Consider the following 15,497-nt stretch of genomic DNA (forward strand, 5'->3'; position numbering starts at 1 on the left):
AGTTGGCCACCCCATATACCCCCACGGTTCAGGGAACCGGAATCCGGGCCACGATCCAGCGTTTCGGCGGTCACCTCGCCGGGATGATCATGCCGAACATCGGCGCGTTCATCGCCTGGGGCCTGATCACCGCCCTGTTCATCCCCACCGGCTGGCTGCCCAACGAGACGCTGGCCGCCCTGGTCGGCCCGATCATCACCACGCTGCTCCCCATCCTGATCGGCTACACCGGCGGCCGGATGGTCCACGGCCAGCGCGGCGCCGTCGTCGGCGCCGTGGCCACCATGGGTGTCGTGGTCGGTGCGGACATCCCGATGTTCCTCGGCGCCATGATCATCGGACCGCTCGCCGCGTACGTGATCAAGCTGGTCGACAACTTCACCCAGCAGCGCACCCGCGCCGGCTTTGAGATGCTGGTGGACAACTTCACCGCCGGCATCGTCGGCGGCGGCATGGCCATCTTCGGCCTGTGGGGCGTCGGCCCGATCGTGAAGGTCGTCACCGACGCCGCCGGCGAGGCGGTGGAATACCTGGTCGGTCACAGCCTGCTGCCGCTGGCCTCGGTGCTGATCGAACCGGCCAAGGTGTTGTTCCTCAACAACGCGATCAACCACGGCGTGCTCGGCCCGCTCGGGGTGGCCGAGGCGGTCAAGTCCGGCCAGTCGATCCTGTTCATGCTGGAGTCCAACCCCGGCCCGGGTCTGGGTCTGCTGATCGCTTACATGCTGTTCGGGCCGCGTTCGCTGCGTCCTTCCACCCCGCCGGCGATGATCATCCACTTCCTGGGCGGCATCCACGAGATCTACTTCCCGTATGTGCTGATGAAGCCGCGCCTGATCCTGGCCGTGATCGCCGGCGGCGCCTCGGGGATCCTGACCTTCCTGGTCACCGGCGCCGGTCTGGTGGCCACGCCGTCGCCGGGCAGCATCTTCGCCTATCTGGCGGTGACCCCGAAGGGCGGCTGGTTCGGCGTCATTCTGGGGATCATCGTGGCGACCGCGGTGTCGTTCATCGTCGCGTCGGCGCTGCTGGGCTTCGGCCGCGGCTCCAATGACGAGGAGACGCCCAGCACCGAACCCGCAGCACAGGAGGCGTAAAGGCGATGGCCAGCATCGACAGCAAGGACGTCCGCAAGCTCGTGGTGGCCTGCGACGCGGGGATGGGCAGCAGCGTCATGCTGGCCAGCCAGCTCCGCAAGCAGTTGAAGGGCACCCAGGTCGAGGTGGTGCACACCCCGGTCAACTCGATCCCCGAGGACGCCGACGTGATCGTCAGCCATGTCGGGCTCGCGGCCCGGGCCCGGGTGAGCGCGCCGGGTGTGGTGCTCGTGCCGTTCCAGATCTTCATCGGTGATCCGGCGGTGACCAGGCTGGTGACGGTACTCAAGAACGGCGGCACCATCGATGGCTGACCTGGCGGACACGGCCCCGCTCCCGCTCGATCCTCGGGCCGTCCGCCTCACCGCCGTCGCGGACAGCCGCGACGACGCGATCCGCCAGTGCGGACAGGCCCTCGTCGACGTGGGCGCCGTGGGCGAGAGCTACATCGACGCCATGATCGAGCGAGAGCGCTCGATCTCCACGTACGTCGGTGAGGGTGTGGCCATCCCGCACGGCACCCTCGCGGCCAAGGACGCCGTCCACCATGACGCGATCTGCGTGCTGCGTTTCCCCGACGGCGTCGACTGGAACGGCGAGCAGGTCACCGTCTGCGTCGGCATCGCGGCGCGGGGCGACGGCCATGTGCGGCTCCTGGCCGAGCTCGCCCAGATCCTGCTCGATCCGGACAGCGCCCGCGCCCTGCGGGACGCGACGGAGATCTCCGAGGTCGTTGACCTGCTGCAACCCTCAAGAGAGGAAGCTCCCTAGTGAAGGTCGCCCGTTTCCACGCTCCCGGCGACATCCGCATCGAGGACGTTGCGGAGCCCACCGAGAGCGCCGGTGAGGTGAAGATCCGTGTCCGCAACTGCTCGACGTGCGGCACGGACGTCAAGATCTACAAGCACGGCCACCACCACATCAGGCCGCCCAGGGTCATGGGCCACGAGATCGCCGGCGAGATCGTCGCCGTCGGCGAGGGCGTGACCGGGTGGGAACCGGGCGACCGGGTGCAGGTGATCGCCGCGATCCCGTGCGGCCAGTGCGAGGAATGCCGCCGCGACCGCATGACGGTATGCCCGAACCAGGAGTCGATGGGCTACCACTACGAGGGCGGTTTCGCCCAGTACATGATCGTGCCGGCCAAGGTGCTCGCCGTGGGCGGTCTCAACCGCATCCCCGACGGGCTCGGCTTCGCCGAGGCCTCGGTGGCCGAGCCGCTGGCCTGCGTGCTGAACGGCCAGGAACTGGCCCGGGTCGGCGCGGGCGACGACGTGGTCGTCATGGGAGCGGGCCCCATCGGCTGCCTGCACGTGCGGCTGGCCCGCTCGCGCGGCGCCGGGAGGGTGATCCTCGCCGATCTCAACGCCGAGCGGCTCGCGATGGCGGCCGATCTGGTACGGCCGGACACCACGATCTGCGCCGGTGACACGGATGTCGTGGACGAGGTGCTGAAGCTGACCGGAGGCAGGGGAGCGGACGTCGTCATCACCGCCGCCGCCTCCGGAATCGCCCAGCAGCAGGCGCTGCAGATGGCGGCACGCCAGGGACGCATCAGCTTCTTCGGAGGCCTGCCCAAGGACGACCCGATCATCTCGGTCGACTCCAACCTGGTGCACTACCGAGAGCTGACGATCGTCGGCGCCAACGGGTCGAGCCCGGCACACAACGCGCGAGCGCTCCAGCTCATCGCCGAGGGCGCGGTGCCGGTGTCCGACCTGATCACGCATCGCCTCCCCCTCGCGGAGGTCCTGGACGCCATCGACATCGTGAGCCGTGGCGCCGCGATCAAGGTGACCATCGAGCCCTGAAAGGAGTCCGCAGATGCCGGAAAGAACAGTGGCCGTCGCCTCGCGGTCCGGTCTGCACGCGCGCCCCGCCAAGATCTTCGTGGAGGCGGTGGCGCGGCAGGGGATGGCCGTGCGCATCCGGGTGGGTGACGGCAAGCCGGTCCCCGCCAACAGCATGCTGGCCGTGCTGTCACTCGGCGCCGGGCACGGCACCAAGGTCACCCTCGACGCGGAGGGGCCGGGCGCGGACGCGGTGCTGGCGTCCCTCGCCGAGCTGCTCGCCCAGGACCTGGACGCCGAGGCGGTGCCCGATGCCTGAACCGGTGGCGGCCGTGCCGACCGCCGAGATGCTGCGCGGCCTGGGCATCAGCCCCGGCCGCGCCGCGGGCCGGGTGTACCGGATGGCGGGCCCGCCACTGCTGCCGAGCCCCGTCCCGGTCACGGACCCGGTGGCGGAGGTCGCCCGGGCGGTGCTGGGGCTGGAGACGGTCGCGGAGGAGCTGGCCCAACGGGCAGCGAAAGCGGCCGATCCCGCGGCCCGCGACATCCTGGAGGCGCAGGCCATGATCGCGGCCGACCCCATGCTGCGCGAGTCGGTCGATGAGCAGGTCAGAGCGGGGCTGGACGCCGCGCACGCGATCGACACCGCGTGCGCCCACCATCGCCAGATGCTGCTGTCCGCGGGCGGCTACTTCGCGGAACGCGCGAGCGATCTCGACGACATCAGGAACCGCGCCGTCGCGGCCGCCCTCGGCCTGCCGATGCCGGGCGTCCCTTCGCCGGGCCACCCGTTCATCCTGACGGCTGAGGATCTCGCGCCCGCCGACACCGTGAATCTCGATCCCGGCGTCGTGCTCGCCCTGGTCACGGAGAAGGGCGGGCCGACGAGCCACACCGCCATCCTCGCGCGCGCCCTGGGGCTGCCCGCGGTGGTGGCGTGCCATGGCGCCACCGGCATCGCCGACGGGACATGGGCGTCCGTCGACGGCGACACCGGCGAGGTCGGCGCCGGCATCGGCGAGGAGGCGGCCGGTGAGATCCAGCGGCGAGCGCTCGCCGAGCGCGACCGGCTGGGCGAGGCGAGCGGCCCTGGCCGCACCGCCGACGGGCATCCGGTCAAGTTGCTGCTGAACATCGGATCCGTGGCGGATCTCCAGGCCGGCGTGGCCGCGGAGGGCGTCGGTCTCTTCCGCACCGAGTTCCTCTTTCTCGACCGTCGCACGGCCCCCACGCATGAGGAGCAGACCAGCGCGTACGCGGCGGTCCTGCGAGCCTTTCCCGGCGCGCAGGTGGTCCTGCGGACCCTGGACGCCGGCACGGACAAGCCGCTGCCCTTCCTCGGCCTCGCCGACGAGATCAACCCGGCGCTGGGGGTCCGGGGGCTCCGCGTGGCGCGCCGCCAGCCGGACGTGCTCGACGCCCAGCTCGACGCCATCGCCGAGGCCGCCGCCGCGAGTGACGCCTCGCCGTGGGTGATGGCGCCCATGGTCACCACGCCAGGGGAGGCGGCCGACTTCGCGCGACGGGCCCGTTCCCGGGGACTCGCCAACGTCGGCGCCATGGTGGAGGTTCCGGCCGCGGCGCTGCACGCCCGTCGGCTGCTCGACGAGGTGGACTTCCTGAGCATCGGCACCAACGATCTCAGCCAGTACACCTTCGCCGCGGACCGCCAGCACGGCGACCTCGCCGACCTGCTCGACTCCTGGCAGCCGGCCCTGCTCTACCTGATCGCGCAGTGCGCCGAGGCGGGGCGTGCCGTGGGAAAGCCGGTGGGAGTCTGCGGAGAGGCGGCCGCCGACCCGTTGCTGGCCACCGTCCTGGTCGGGCTCGGCGTCACCAGCCTGTCCATGTCGGCCCGTAGCGTGCCCGCCGTACGGGATGCCCTCGCCCGTCACTCCATCGCGCAGTGCCGGCACAACGCCGAACTCGCCCTGGCGGCCCGTGACCCCGACGAAGCACGAAGGGCAGTGCGGGAGGGCTGGTGAGCGCCAGGCTGGTGGGCAGGGAAGCGGAGTTACGCGCGCTGCTGTCCGGGTTGGACAAGGCCGCACAAGGGCCGGCCCGCATGATCCTTATGCGCGGTCCGGCGGGATCCGGCAAGACCGTTTTGCTGGACGCCTTGGAGTGGCACGCCCGGCGCGCGGGAGCGACGATTCTGCGCGGCGCCTGCTCGCCCGCCGGGGCCCGCCGGCCCTGGCACGCCGCGCAAAGCCTGTTCGGCGGGGAGCCGCCGCACGCCGAGAGCACCGCTGTGCCGCTGTCACACCGGTTGCTCCGGCGGGTCACCAAGGCGACCGCGTCGGGGCCGGTGGCCATCATGCTCGACGACACGCAATGGTGTGACGAAGAGTCGCTGGCCTGGCTGGACTTCCTGATGAACCGCGGGCACCACCTTCCGCTGCTCGTCCTGCTCGCCCAGCACCGCTCCGGCCTGGTGAACTGGCGGCAGGCGGTGCCCGGTGTCGCCGCGCGCGGACACCGCACCATCGACCTCGGGGCACTGCTCGGGGAGGACGCGGGAGAGCTGGCCCGGCAGTGGTGGGACGCCGTACCGGAGAAGCCGTTCGTCCGGGTGTGCCACGGCGTCTGCCGCGGCAATCCATCACTTCTCGTACGATTGTTCGAACGTCTGAGCGAGAAGGGCGTGCCGGCTGATGCCCGGGGCGAGCTCAGGGCCCATGAGCTCGGCGCCGAACTCTTCGCGGGGCATCTGCTGGCCACGCTCGACCGGCAGCCCGAGTACGTGCGCAAGGTCGTGGAGGCTCTCGCCGTGCTGGGGCAGGCCGACGAGGAACTGGCGGGAATGCTGTGCGGGGTCTCGGAGCCGCTGGTAGCCGCCGCGATCGACATCCTGCGCGACGAGGGGATCATCGACGCCGGCCTGGCCGAGCTGAACGACGATCAGGTACGCACCAGGGTGCTGGGCGCCATGCCGGCCGGCAAACTCGACCGGTGGCGGAGCCGGGCCGCCCGGCTGCTCAACGACAGCGGCCGGCCGGTCGAGGAGGTCGGCGCGCAGCTGGTGCTGCTGCCCAGGCTTCCCGAGCCCTGGATGCGGGACGCGCTTCGTGCGGCGGCGCGCAGCGCCGAGCGGGACGGGTCGCTGGGGACGGCGGCGCGCTACCTGGGCCGGATGGTGGTGGCTGATCCCGCCGACATCGACGCGCAGGCCGACTTCGAGCGGCTGATCGGGCACGACGATCCAAACGACGGCCTGCCGGAACTCGACGGCGTGGTCGCCGACAATCACGAGCTGCGGAAGCTGGTCTGGTCGGCTCTGTCGATGGTCGGAGGCAGGCGCCGGTCCGGCAAGGTGATCTCCGAGCGCGTGCTGGCGATGGGGATGCCGGAAGCGCCCACCGCGGGCGAGCGCGAGTCGCTCGCCATGCGATCGATGATCTGGGCGATGTCCGGTTCCTCGGCCGAGGTCTGCGTCGCCCTGGCCCGCCAGGCACTGAGCGGTGGGGATGGCATTTGGGCGTTGGGCCCTGCCGCCTGCGTACTCTCGCTCGCCGACAAGGTCGAGGAAGCGGTTCAGGCCATGGACCCGATAATCGCGCGTGCCACCGAGCACGGCGACGATTGGGTCTGGATGATGGCCCTGTCCACGCGGTCGCGGATCCTGGGCGATGCGGGCGACCTCGACAGGGCCCTGACGGACGCGAGACGTGCCGCCGAGCTGGCGGATGAGCGGTCGTGGTCGAAAGGCGTCTCGGCGTCACGGGCGGCCCTGGCGGCGGTGCTCGCCCAGCGCGGCGACATCGACCAGGCCGCTTCCGTGCTGGGGCGGCTGCCCGCGCTGGACGTGACGGAGTCCTTCCTTGACTACCCATGGGTGCTGATGACGAGGTCGCACCTGGCGGTGTCGCGAGGTGACCTCGAAGGCGCGCTGTCGGCACTGACCGCCTGTGGCGCGCTGCTGGCCGACGCCGGCGTCAGGAATCCGAAATTCATGCCGTGGTGGCTGGACGCGGCCTGTGTGCTCGCCGACCTGGGCCGCCAGAAGGAGGCTGAGGAGTTCGTCGAGCATGGGGAGCGACTCGCCGCGGACTGGGGGGAGGCCTCCGGCCGGGGATTCGCGCTGCTGGCGAGGGGGGCGATCACTGAAGGGAGCGAGGGGGTGGAACTGCTCGCCGAGTCGGCGGAGACGCTGGCGGGCACCTCGGCGCGCTGGTACCGGGTTCGGGCCGAAATCCTGCTCGGCGAGGCGCTGCTGCGAAGAGACGATCGCGAAGGCGCCCGCAGGCATTTCCGCCAGGCCGTGTACCTGTCGTTGCGGTGCGGGTTCGGCGCGCTGGCCGCGCGGGCGCGCGATCGGCTGGTCGCCGCGGGCGGCTGGATGAACCAGGGGGTCGGCGGCGTCCAGGATGTGCTGACCACGGGAGAGCGGCGCGTCGCGGAACTCGCGGCGGCCGGCGCCACCAACCGGGAGATCGCCCACGCCCTGCGCATCGCGGTGCGCACCGTCGAGATCCACCTGACCAGCGTCTTCCGGAAGCTGGACGTGAGCGGCCGCACGGACCTGGGGCGGGCGCTGGACTTGCTCGGGAAAGCGGGCCGGAACACGCCGACAGCCAGGTGACGTGGATTCGCTGAAGACTGCGCAAACGCCTAGGAATTTGCGGAGACAATCAGCAGACTTGGCAGTGGCGAGAGCAGGTGAAATCCCCCGATGTCCGCCCACAGGAGGAGACGACGGCGAGGCGCCGACGGACCGAAGTTTCACCCACTCGCCTTCGGCGGCTGGGGTGACTACAAGACCTGGGCCGAGCACCAGTTCCTGCCCAGGCCCATCGAAGACGTGCCAGACGACGACGTGCTGCACGGCGAGGTGCTGGACGGCGAGGTGCCGGACGACGGGCGGGGTAGTGACGCCACCCCGGTCCTCGTGCAGCACCAGCAGCCGGTCGAACTGCAGCCGGTCGAGCTTCGGCCGATCGAACTGCGGCCGTACGTTCTCGCCCTCGCCGGGGGCGGCACCCAGCGTGATGCCCCGCTGCGCATCGACTCGCTGATCTCGCTGACGCCTGAGGGCGCCGTGACCGCCCACAGCTCCACGCTGTCTGAGGAATATCGCCAGATCTTCGACATGTGCCAGCGGCCCACGCCCGTAGTCGAGATCGCGGCTCGCCTCAGGGTGCCGCTCGGGGCGGCCCTCGTCCTGATCGGCGATGCGATCGGCTGGAACCTGCTCAAGGCGCCGCCTCCCCCAGAGATCGACGGTCAGCCCTCGCTTGAGTTGATCATACGTGTGCACGAAGGGCTGCGCCGGCTGGTCTGACGAGAGGCGCGGGCACCGGCCAAAACTAGGGATTTCCTCGGCACCGCTCCTGGTTCACTTGCGGCTCGGACAACGGGCGATTCGCAGAGGTGAGCGATGACACTTCCCACACTGGCCGTGATGGACCGAGACGAGCCGAGCCTTGATCACCGCGTGCCGGCGGTCCGGATGTCACGGTTGGTGGATCCCGGCTCACTTGAGATCATCCACCGGCGTGACGGCCTGGGGGTGGTGGTCGCCTATGGGCGGATCAACGGCGCGAAAGTGGTGGTCTACTGCACCGACGCCACCCTGAAGGGCGGCGCGATCGGGCTCGACGAGTGCCAACTGATCGTCAAGGCCATCGATCTCGCGGTACACGAACGCTGCCCGGTGATCGCCGTGTGGCACTCCGGTGGCGCGAAGCTCGGTGAAGGCGTCTCGGCGATGCACGGGATCGGGGAGATGTTCGCCGCGATGGTCCGCGCCTCGGGCGAGATCCCGCAGCTGTCGGTGATACTCGGCCCCGCGGCGGGCGGCGCGGCCTACGGCCCGGCGCTGACCGACATCGTGATCATGTCTGATGCCGCCCGCATGTTCGTCACCGGCCCGGACGTCGTACGGTCGGTGACCGGCGAGCAGATCGACATGGAAAGCCTGGGCGGGCCGGACGCGCACGGCCAGAAGTCCGGAGTGGCCCACATCGCCGCGGGTTCCGAGGAGGCCGCCTTCGCCCGCGCCCGCCAGCTCGTCACGCTGCTGGCGAAGCCGGGCTTCGTGGACGTGGATTCGGTGCGGGAGGAGAAGCCACTGCGCCACCTGCTCCCCGACTCGCCCAGGCGCGCGTATGACGTGCGCCCGCTGGTCAAGGCGATTCTGGACGAGGAGGATGGCGCCTCTGGATTCGTCGAGTTACAGCCCAAGTGGGCGCCGAACATGGTGATCGGGCTCGGCAGGCTCGCGGGGCGGACGGTAGGGGTGATCGCCAACAATCCGCTGCGCAAGGGCGGTTGCCTCGACTCGCTGTCTTCGGACAAGGCGTCCAGATTCGTCCGGATGTGCGACTCGTTCGGCGTGCCCTTGCTCGTGCTGGTCGACGTTCCCGGTTACCTGCCCGGCGTCGGCCAGGAATGGGAGGGCGTGATCCGCCGGGGCGCGAAGCTGTTGCACGCCTTCGCCGAGGCCAGCGTTCCGCGGGTCACGCTGGTCACGCGCAAGTCCTACGGTGGCGCCTACATCGCGATGAACTCCCGCTCTCTCGGCGCCACCGCCGTGCTCGCGTGGCCGGAGGCCGAGGTGGCGATCATGGGGGCGAAGGCGGCGGTGGAGATCCTGCACCGCAAGCAGCTCGCCGCCGTGGCGCCGCACGAGCGCGAGGAGCTGCTGTCCCGCCTGGCCGTTGAGCACGAAAGGAACGCGGGGGGCGTGGCCAGGGCGGTGAGCCTGGGCGTTGTCGACGACGTGATCGATCCGGCGTGGACCCGGTCGAGGCTCGGCGAGGTGCTGGCCGCCGCTCCGGCACGCCGAGGCCGCCACACCAACATCCCACTGTGAGCATCACAGGCAAACAAAGGAGACACCATACAAACCAACGCCCAAATGCTTGCAAACAAAACAGGAGATGATTAAAGTTTGCTCATTAGGCGATTGGGGTGCTTGAGCTTCAGGCGCATGCATCGTCGATTTGAGGTGCGGAAATGCCCAGCGGAAGTGGACATGCAGTCGGAATCGGGGTCACAACGGGGCCGTTCGAGCCGACGGGCACAACGCTTCTGCCCGTTCGCGGGGTTGACGCGGTCGTAACCGAGCTCTCCGAAGCACCGGAGTTCCTGGCCGAGCGGGAAGGTCAGATACATCAGCTGGGCAGGCACGTGGACGAGCTCCAGCTCGGACGGTCTGGCCTGGTGACCGTGCTCGGAGAGCCGGGCACGGGACGGAGCGCCCTGCTCAGGGCGGCTGTCGCACACGCCAGGGAGGCCGGATTGCCGGCCGTCCTGGCCCGCTGCTCGCCCGCTGAGGCCGATCTCCGCTTCGGTGTGGTCTCGCAGATCACCGCTGGGCTGGCCGGCGCCGGATATCTGGCCTCGTCGCGGCGATTATGGGCGGAAGAGCAGGCGGTCACCACCTTGATCCCGGCGCTGTGCGGGGCGTTCGCGGCGCTCGCCAGGAAGCACCCGCTGCTGATCGCCCTGGACGATGCTCAGTGGGCCGACGGGGAATCGAAGGCGTGGCTGGCGGCCATGGCACAACGGCTGCGCTATGTTCCGATACTCCTGATTCAGGCCAGCACACTCGCCGAAGGCGCCACCGAGCCCGGACCGGTGGCCCACAACGTTGTTCATGTGCCGCCGCTGTCCGAGCGCGGGGTCCGGGAGGTGATCGCCTCCCGGTGCGCCGGGCCTGTCGACGGAGCATTCGTGACCGCCGCCACCGAGGCCACGGCGGGCAGTCCGGCGGTCCTGCTCGCCGTACTCGACCATTTCGCGCTGGCCTCCCTGCCGCCTGTCGTACGGCATGCCCAGGTCCTGCTGGAGCGGGCCGCGGAGGTGACCGGCGATCGGGTGGCGGGCTCACTCTCCCGCCTGCCCGCAGACGCCCTCGCGCTGCTCCGCGTGATAGCGGTCTGTGAGGGGGGCCTCGGTTTCGACCTGCTCACGTCCCTGGCGGCACCGCGGACGATGTCTCCTGAGCAGGCGCTGTCCTTCCTCCTGCGACTGGATCTGGTGACCGGCGGAGAGCACCCGCGGCCGACCAGCCCCCTCATCACCGACATGGCGCTGGCCGGGATGGACGCCGGAGAGCGGCAGGCGCTGGCGACGCGCTCGGTCGAACTCGGGTACCGGGCGGTGATTCCGGAGGACCGGCTGGCCCGGTTGCTGCTCAATGCTCCGCCGGTCGGTGCCGGATGGGTGGTGAACCTGCTGCGCCGGGTGGCCAGGCGGCGCCGTCTCGATGATGATCACGAGGGTGCCGCCGCCCTGCTCGGCCGCGCGCTGCGGGAGCCGGTGGAGGGCGAGCAACGGCAGCGGCTGCTCATCGAGCTCGCGATGACGGAGGCGGGCCGCAGCCCCGCGACGAGCGACCGGCGATTACAGCAGGTGCTGCTGAACAGCGGACCCGAGGTGCCGGTCTCAGTGCTCGTGCAGGCGGCCGATCTGCTTCTCTCGAGGGGCGACGCGTCCGCCACCTACCGCGCCGTCGCGACGGCTTACGCGCGGCGGGAGGGCGTCGGGGCGGACGTCGGATCGCTGGCGGCCATCGGCTGGCTGGCGGAGAACGAGTGCACGACCGACCCGGTGCTGCCCGTGCGGTCGTTCCCGGACCCGGCTGGCCGGTCGGGAGATCCCGTGCCGGCGGGCGTCGCGGCCTGGATGCTGGCCGCCCGCGGCAGGCACCTGTCCCGGGCGCGGGAACTGGCCAGGACGGCCTTCCGGCGCAAGGGCGAGGACCAGCCGCTCGGCCCGAGGATTCAGGCCGCCGGGGCGCTGCTCCTGGCCGATGAGGTGGCCGAGGCGGTGATCGGTCTTGACGAGGTCGTGGCCGACGCCCGACGCTGTGGCGCACGGGCACCCGCCGCGCTGGCGCTGCTCCTGCGCAGCCGGTGCGAGATGCGGCGGGGCAACCTCGGGCAGGCGGTGGGTGACTTCGAGGCGGCACGGGCGGAGCTGCCGCTCACCTCGTGGCACCCGCGAGTGGTTCCGTACTTCATCTCGATGGAGGTGCGCCTGCGTCTGGCCGGCCAGGCGGTGGAGGAGGCCAAGCAGGCGCTGGCCCAGGAGCTGCCGGCGGGGGCGGACCAGGGCTCGGCCTGGGCGATGCTGCTGTACGCGCGGGCCAGCGTCCACATGGAACTGGCCGATCCGGAGGCCGCGCTGCGCGACATCAACGAGTGCGGGCGGGTCCTGCTGTCCAGGGGATGGACGAATCCCGCGGTGCTGTCCTGGCGAGGGGTGGCCGCCGCGGCGCACAGCGCCTGCGGGAACAGCGCGACCGCCAGCCGGCTGGCGGTGGAGGCCGTTGAGCGGGCGCGGGAGTGGGGCGCCCCCAGCACGCTGCGGAGGGCGCTGAGCCTGCTGGAGGCCACGAGGAAGATCCCGCCGCACCCGCTGACCGCTCAGGAGGAACGAATCGCCGTCCTTGCCGCCGCGGGCCGCTCCAACGCCTCCATCGCGGGCCTCCTGTCGGTGAGCGTGCGAACCGTGGAGCTGCGGCTGACCGGGATCTACCGCAAGCTCGCCGTCACCAGCCGCAACGAGCTCGGATCGCGCCTGGCCCCGATCCCGGCGGCGCGGAACGTGGGTGACTGATTCCATGCTGCTGGAACGCGGAAAGGAGCTGGCGCGCGCCGAACAGGCGCTCCGCCAGGCCGTGGCGGGCGACGGATCCATGATGGTGGTCATCGGTTCGCCCGGTGCCGGCAAGTCGGCCCTGCTGCGCTCCGTCGCCGACGCGGCCGCCCCGCACGCGCGGGTCCTTCGCGCCAGCGGCACGCTGGTCGAACAGGACTTCACCTTCGGCATCGCCCAGCAGCTGTTCGAACCGCTCGTGGCCGGAGCGCCGGAGGCCCTCTGGGCGGCCTGCTTCGGGGGCGGGGCGGGCATGGTGCGGGAGATGTTCTTCGGCGGGTCGTGGTCCATCGGCTCCAACCAGTCGCTCGGGCAAGAGGCGATCCTGCAGGGTCTGAACTCGCTCCTCGTCAATCTGAGCAAGGACCAAGCCCTGCTGATCATGGTCGACGACCTCCAGTGGGCGGACCCGCTGTCCCTGCGCTGGCTGGCGTACCTCGCCAAGCGTCTGGGCGGCGCCCGAGTCCTGGTCGCCGGAGCGTGGTCGGAGGAATGCGCGGTCTCCGACCACATGCTGCTCAGAGAGATCGCCGCCTCGGCGGCTCGCACGCTGTACCCGATGCCGCTGTCCACCGGGGGAGTGCGCCAGCTGATCGGCGAGGAGTTCGGGGAACCGTGCGACCCCGACTTCGCCCGGGCCTGTCACCAGGTGTCCGGTGGGAACCCCGCGTTACTGGCCGCGATGTTTCGCGGGCTGCGCGCGGCGGGCTTCCACCCGGTCGCGTCGCAGGCCGGTGAGCTGCCCGCCGCGAGCCAGCCGCTCCTGCGCGACCGGCGCATGTTCTGCCTCAGCATCCAACCCCCGATCGTCCGGGATCTCGCGCAGGCGATGGTGGTGTTCGGAGACCTGGCCGAGCCAGAGCTCGTCAGCGAACTCGCCGGCCTGGACAGCATCGACTACAAGTCCGCGATGCAGACCCTGGAGCGCCTCGGGCTGCTCGCCTCCGGTGACTCCCCGCGGTTCGTCCACCAGAGCGTGCGGCACGGCATCGAATCGGCGATGAGCGTCAACACGCGAACCTTGATGCACCGCCGGGCGGCGGCGCTGCTGCACAACGCCGGGCACCCGGCCGAGCATGTCGCCGACCAGCTCCTGCTGGTCACCTCCGGGTACGAGCCGTGGGAGATCGACACTCTGCGGGCGGCCGCCGGTACCGCGCTCGAACGCGGCCGCGCGCGCGAGGCGGTCCGTTATCTCCGGCACGCGCTGCTGCACAGCCCGCCCGACAGCGAGGTTCGGGGCCGGCGCCTGGTCGACCTGGCCGCCGCCGAGCGGGGGTTCGACCTCGCGTCCTCGGTCACGCACATCGCGCAGGCCGTGCCGATGCTCACCTCCGCGACGGAACGCGCGGCGGCGGCACTGTGGATCCCGCCCGCGCTCGCAGCGGTCAACCCGTCGTTGGACGCGCTCGTTCAGGACACGGAGCGCCGGCTGCACGACCTCGGATCGGCGTACGCCCGGGGCGATCTCGCCCTGCGACTGGAAGCCCGTACCCGCTACCTCCATCTCCAGGACCCCGCGCATCTCGGCGTGGCGGCCGACCGGTTGCGCGGGTTCGGCGCGGATGTGCCGGTCTCCACCGGTGCGGGGCGCGAACTGCTGGCCGTGCTCGCGTACGCGGCGGCCGTGGCCGGCGAGGTCACGGCCGGTGAGATCGCCGCCCTGGGCACCCGAATCCTGGAGCGCGAGGCGCCGCGCGCCGGGCACGCCTACACCGCCCTTTCCCTGCTGGTCCCGGCCCTTGTCCTCGCCGATGCGGCGGCACCCGTGGCCCAGTGGCTGGACGCGGTGCGGGACCAGGCTCAGTGCCAGGCACTCGACGGAGTCACCGCGCTGGTCAACGCGGAGCGGAGCGCGGTCCTTCGCGCGTCAGGACAGCCGGCCCAGGCGAAGAGCGCCGCGCTGAGCGTGATCGACAACGCCGACCCGGCCTGGCCGGAGGCCACGACGCTGTCCGTCTGGACGCTCGCCATGGTCGCGCTCGAAACACGGGACGTCGAACTGGGCGAGCGAGTGATCCAGACAAGTCCGGAGACCGGCGACCTCCGCGTGCTCGTCGCGCATCGCATGGTGCGGGGGATGCTGGACACGGTACGCGGTGATCTGCCTGCCGCGCTGGACAGGTTCCTCGACAGTGGCAAGCAGTTGTCGCGCTGCGGATGGACGAACACGGCGCTGTACCCCTGGCGGGTGTGGGCCGCGGCGGTGAGTCACCGGCTCGGGCGCACGCAGCTCGCGGCCGAGCTGGCCGACGAGGAGCATGTCTTCGCACGGGCCTGGGGCGCACCCGCGGCCCGCGGCCGCGCGCTGCGGCTGCGTGGCATGATCACCCCGGGTGGGGAGGGCGTCGATCTCCTTCGCCGGGCCGTCGACACGCTTCGCTGTTCTGAGGATCGGATCGAGCTGTCCCGGGCGCTCACGCTCCTCGGCAGAAGGCTGGCCGAAACAGGTTCTGACAGCGCGGATGAGTTCATCTCGGAGGGCCGGCGGATCGCTCAGGAACTGGGCGTTTCATGGGCCGAGGGCGACGAGGATTCGGAATTGAACGGCCCGGCGCTGCGGCTGGGCGCGCCGGAACGCGGTGATCTGACCAAGGCTGAGGAAACGGTCGTCGCCTTCGTGCTGCGAGGCTGGACGAACCAGCAGATCGCCGATTCTCTCGGCGTAACCCGCCGGGCCGTCGAAAAAAGTCTGACGAGCACCTATCGCAAGCTCGGGGTGAATGGCCGGGCGGCGCTCATCGAAGAGTTGAGCGCGCGGAACATCGGCGAATAGGCCGGTCGCCGGCCCTCCGCGATCTGGATTGCGGTAGTTCAATTTTGAATGGTCTGCCGGCCTGCTCCGGTGCCGTTTTTCCGCGGCGCGTCCGCGAACCGTCATGAGCTTCAGGAGTTCGGTGAGTTCGGTACCGAACACGACCGAGCGGCCGAACCGCAAGCTCCGAACCAACCGTCCTACATACCACAGTTTTTTACCGTTTGTACCGCATCTGTGTTGACTTGG

11 protein-coding genes are annotated in these 15,497 nt (G+C 70.7%); all 11 read left to right on the top strand.

The features are described 5' to 3' along the window. Positions 1–2: 2 nt before the first annotated feature. The 11 genes from mtlA to Aple_RS04160 all read left to right on the top strand — a co-directional run bounded on the left by mtlA (position 3) and on the right by Aple_RS04160 (position 15,269). Positions 3–1,097, top strand: a complete 1,095-nt coding sequence (mtlA, locus tag Aple_RS04110; protein ID WP_155343080.1) for a mannitol-specific PTS transporter subunit IIC — start codon at positions 3–5, stop codon at positions 1,095–1,097. A gap of 5 nt (positions 1,098–1,102) precedes the next feature. Beyond that, on the top strand, positions 1,103–1,411 hold the full coding sequence (locus Aple_RS04115; protein WP_155343081.1) for a PTS sugar transporter subunit IIBC family protein: 309 nt from the start codon (positions 1,103–1,105) through the stop codon (positions 1,409–1,411). Next, positions 1,404–1,868, top strand: coding sequence for a PTS mannitol transporter subunit IIA (locus tag Aple_RS04120; protein ID WP_155343082.1), 465 nt, complete (start codon positions 1,404–1,406; stop codon positions 1,866–1,868). The genes Aple_RS04115 and Aple_RS04120 overlap by 8 nt, the downstream gene beginning before the upstream one ends. After that, positions 1,868–2,908 (top strand): zinc-dependent dehydrogenase, encoded by a 1,041-nt coding sequence (locus Aple_RS04125; protein WP_155343083.1) that lies wholly within the window; start codon positions 1,868–1,870, stop codon positions 2,906–2,908. Before Aple_RS04120 ends, Aple_RS04125 begins: the two co-directional genes overlap by 1 nt. Positions 2,909–2,921: 13 nt before the next feature. After that, entirely contained in the window at positions 2,922–3,206 is a 285-nt protein-coding gene (locus Aple_RS04130) for an HPr family phosphocarrier protein (protein ID WP_155343084.1), read from the top strand. Beyond that, the gene (gene ptsP / locus Aple_RS04135) at positions 3,199–4,872 is read left to right on the top strand and encodes a phosphoenolpyruvate--protein phosphotransferase (RefSeq protein ID WP_155343085.1); all 1,674 of its coding nucleotides are present in this window, start codon (positions 3,199–3,201) and stop codon (positions 4,870–4,872) included. The genes Aple_RS04130 and ptsP overlap by 8 nt, the downstream gene beginning before the upstream one ends. Beyond that, entirely contained in the window at positions 4,869–7,469 is a 2,601-nt protein-coding gene (locus Aple_RS04140; protein ID WP_155343086.1) for an AAA family ATPase, read from the top strand. Before ptsP ends, Aple_RS04140 begins: the two co-directional genes overlap by 4 nt. Before the next feature lie 90 nt (positions 7,470–7,559). Continuing rightward, the gene (locus tag Aple_RS04145) at positions 7,560–8,168 is read left to right on the top strand and encodes a DUF742 domain-containing protein (RefSeq protein WP_155343087.1); all 609 of its coding nucleotides are present in this window, start codon (positions 7,560–7,562) and stop codon (positions 8,166–8,168) included. A 96-nt stretch (positions 8,169–8,264) separates the two neighbouring features. Next, a complete protein-coding gene (locus Aple_RS04150; protein WP_174889786.1) occupies positions 8,265–9,701 on the top strand; it encodes an acyl-CoA carboxylase subunit beta in 1,437 nt (478 codons plus the stop codon). 143 nt (positions 9,702–9,844) lie between these two features. Next, on the top strand, positions 9,845–12,454 hold the full coding sequence (locus Aple_RS04155; RefSeq protein WP_155343088.1) for an AAA family ATPase: 2,610 nt from the start codon (positions 9,845–9,847) through the stop codon (positions 12,452–12,454). Next, the gene (locus Aple_RS04160; protein WP_155343089.1) at positions 12,447–15,269 is read left to right on the top strand and encodes an ATP-binding protein; all 2,823 of its coding nucleotides are present in this window, start codon (positions 12,447–12,449) and stop codon (positions 15,267–15,269) included. The genes Aple_RS04155 and Aple_RS04160 overlap by 8 nt, the downstream gene beginning before the upstream one ends. Positions 15,270–15,497: the final 228 nt, after the last annotated feature.

The organism is Acrocarpospora pleiomorpha, from assembly GCF_009687885.1.
GTDB lineage: Bacteria > Actinomycetota > Actinomycetes > Streptosporangiales > Streptosporangiaceae > Acrocarpospora > Acrocarpospora pleiomorpha.

Excerpts from the sequence above, each read along its gene's own strand:
- Aple_RS04115 (WP_155343081.1), top strand. The coding sequence starts at position 1,103 with ATGGCCAGCATCGACAGCAAGGACGTCCGCAAGCTCGTGGTGGCCTGC.
- Aple_RS04120 (WP_155343082.1), top strand. The coding sequence starts at position 1,404 with ATGGCTGACCTGGCGGACACGGCCCCGCTCCCGCTCGATCCTCGGGCC.
- Aple_RS04130 (WP_155343084.1), top strand. The coding sequence starts at position 2,922 with ATGCCGGAAAGAACAGTGGCCGTCGCCTCGCGGTCCGGTCTGCACGCG.
- ptsP (WP_155343085.1), top strand. The coding sequence starts at position 3,199 with ATGCCTGAACCGGTGGCGGCCGTGCCGACCGCCGAGATGCTGCGCGGC.
- Aple_RS04145 (WP_155343087.1), top strand. The coding sequence starts at position 7,560 with ATGTCCGCCCACAGGAGGAGACGACGGCGAGGCGCCGACGGACCGAAG.
- Aple_RS04150 (WP_174889786.1), top strand. The coding sequence starts at position 8,265 with ATGACACTTCCCACACTGGCCGTGATGGACCGAGACGAGCCGAGCCTT.
- Aple_RS04155 (WP_155343088.1), top strand. The coding sequence starts at position 9,845 with ATGCCCAGCGGAAGTGGACATGCAGTCGGAATCGGGGTCACAACGGGG.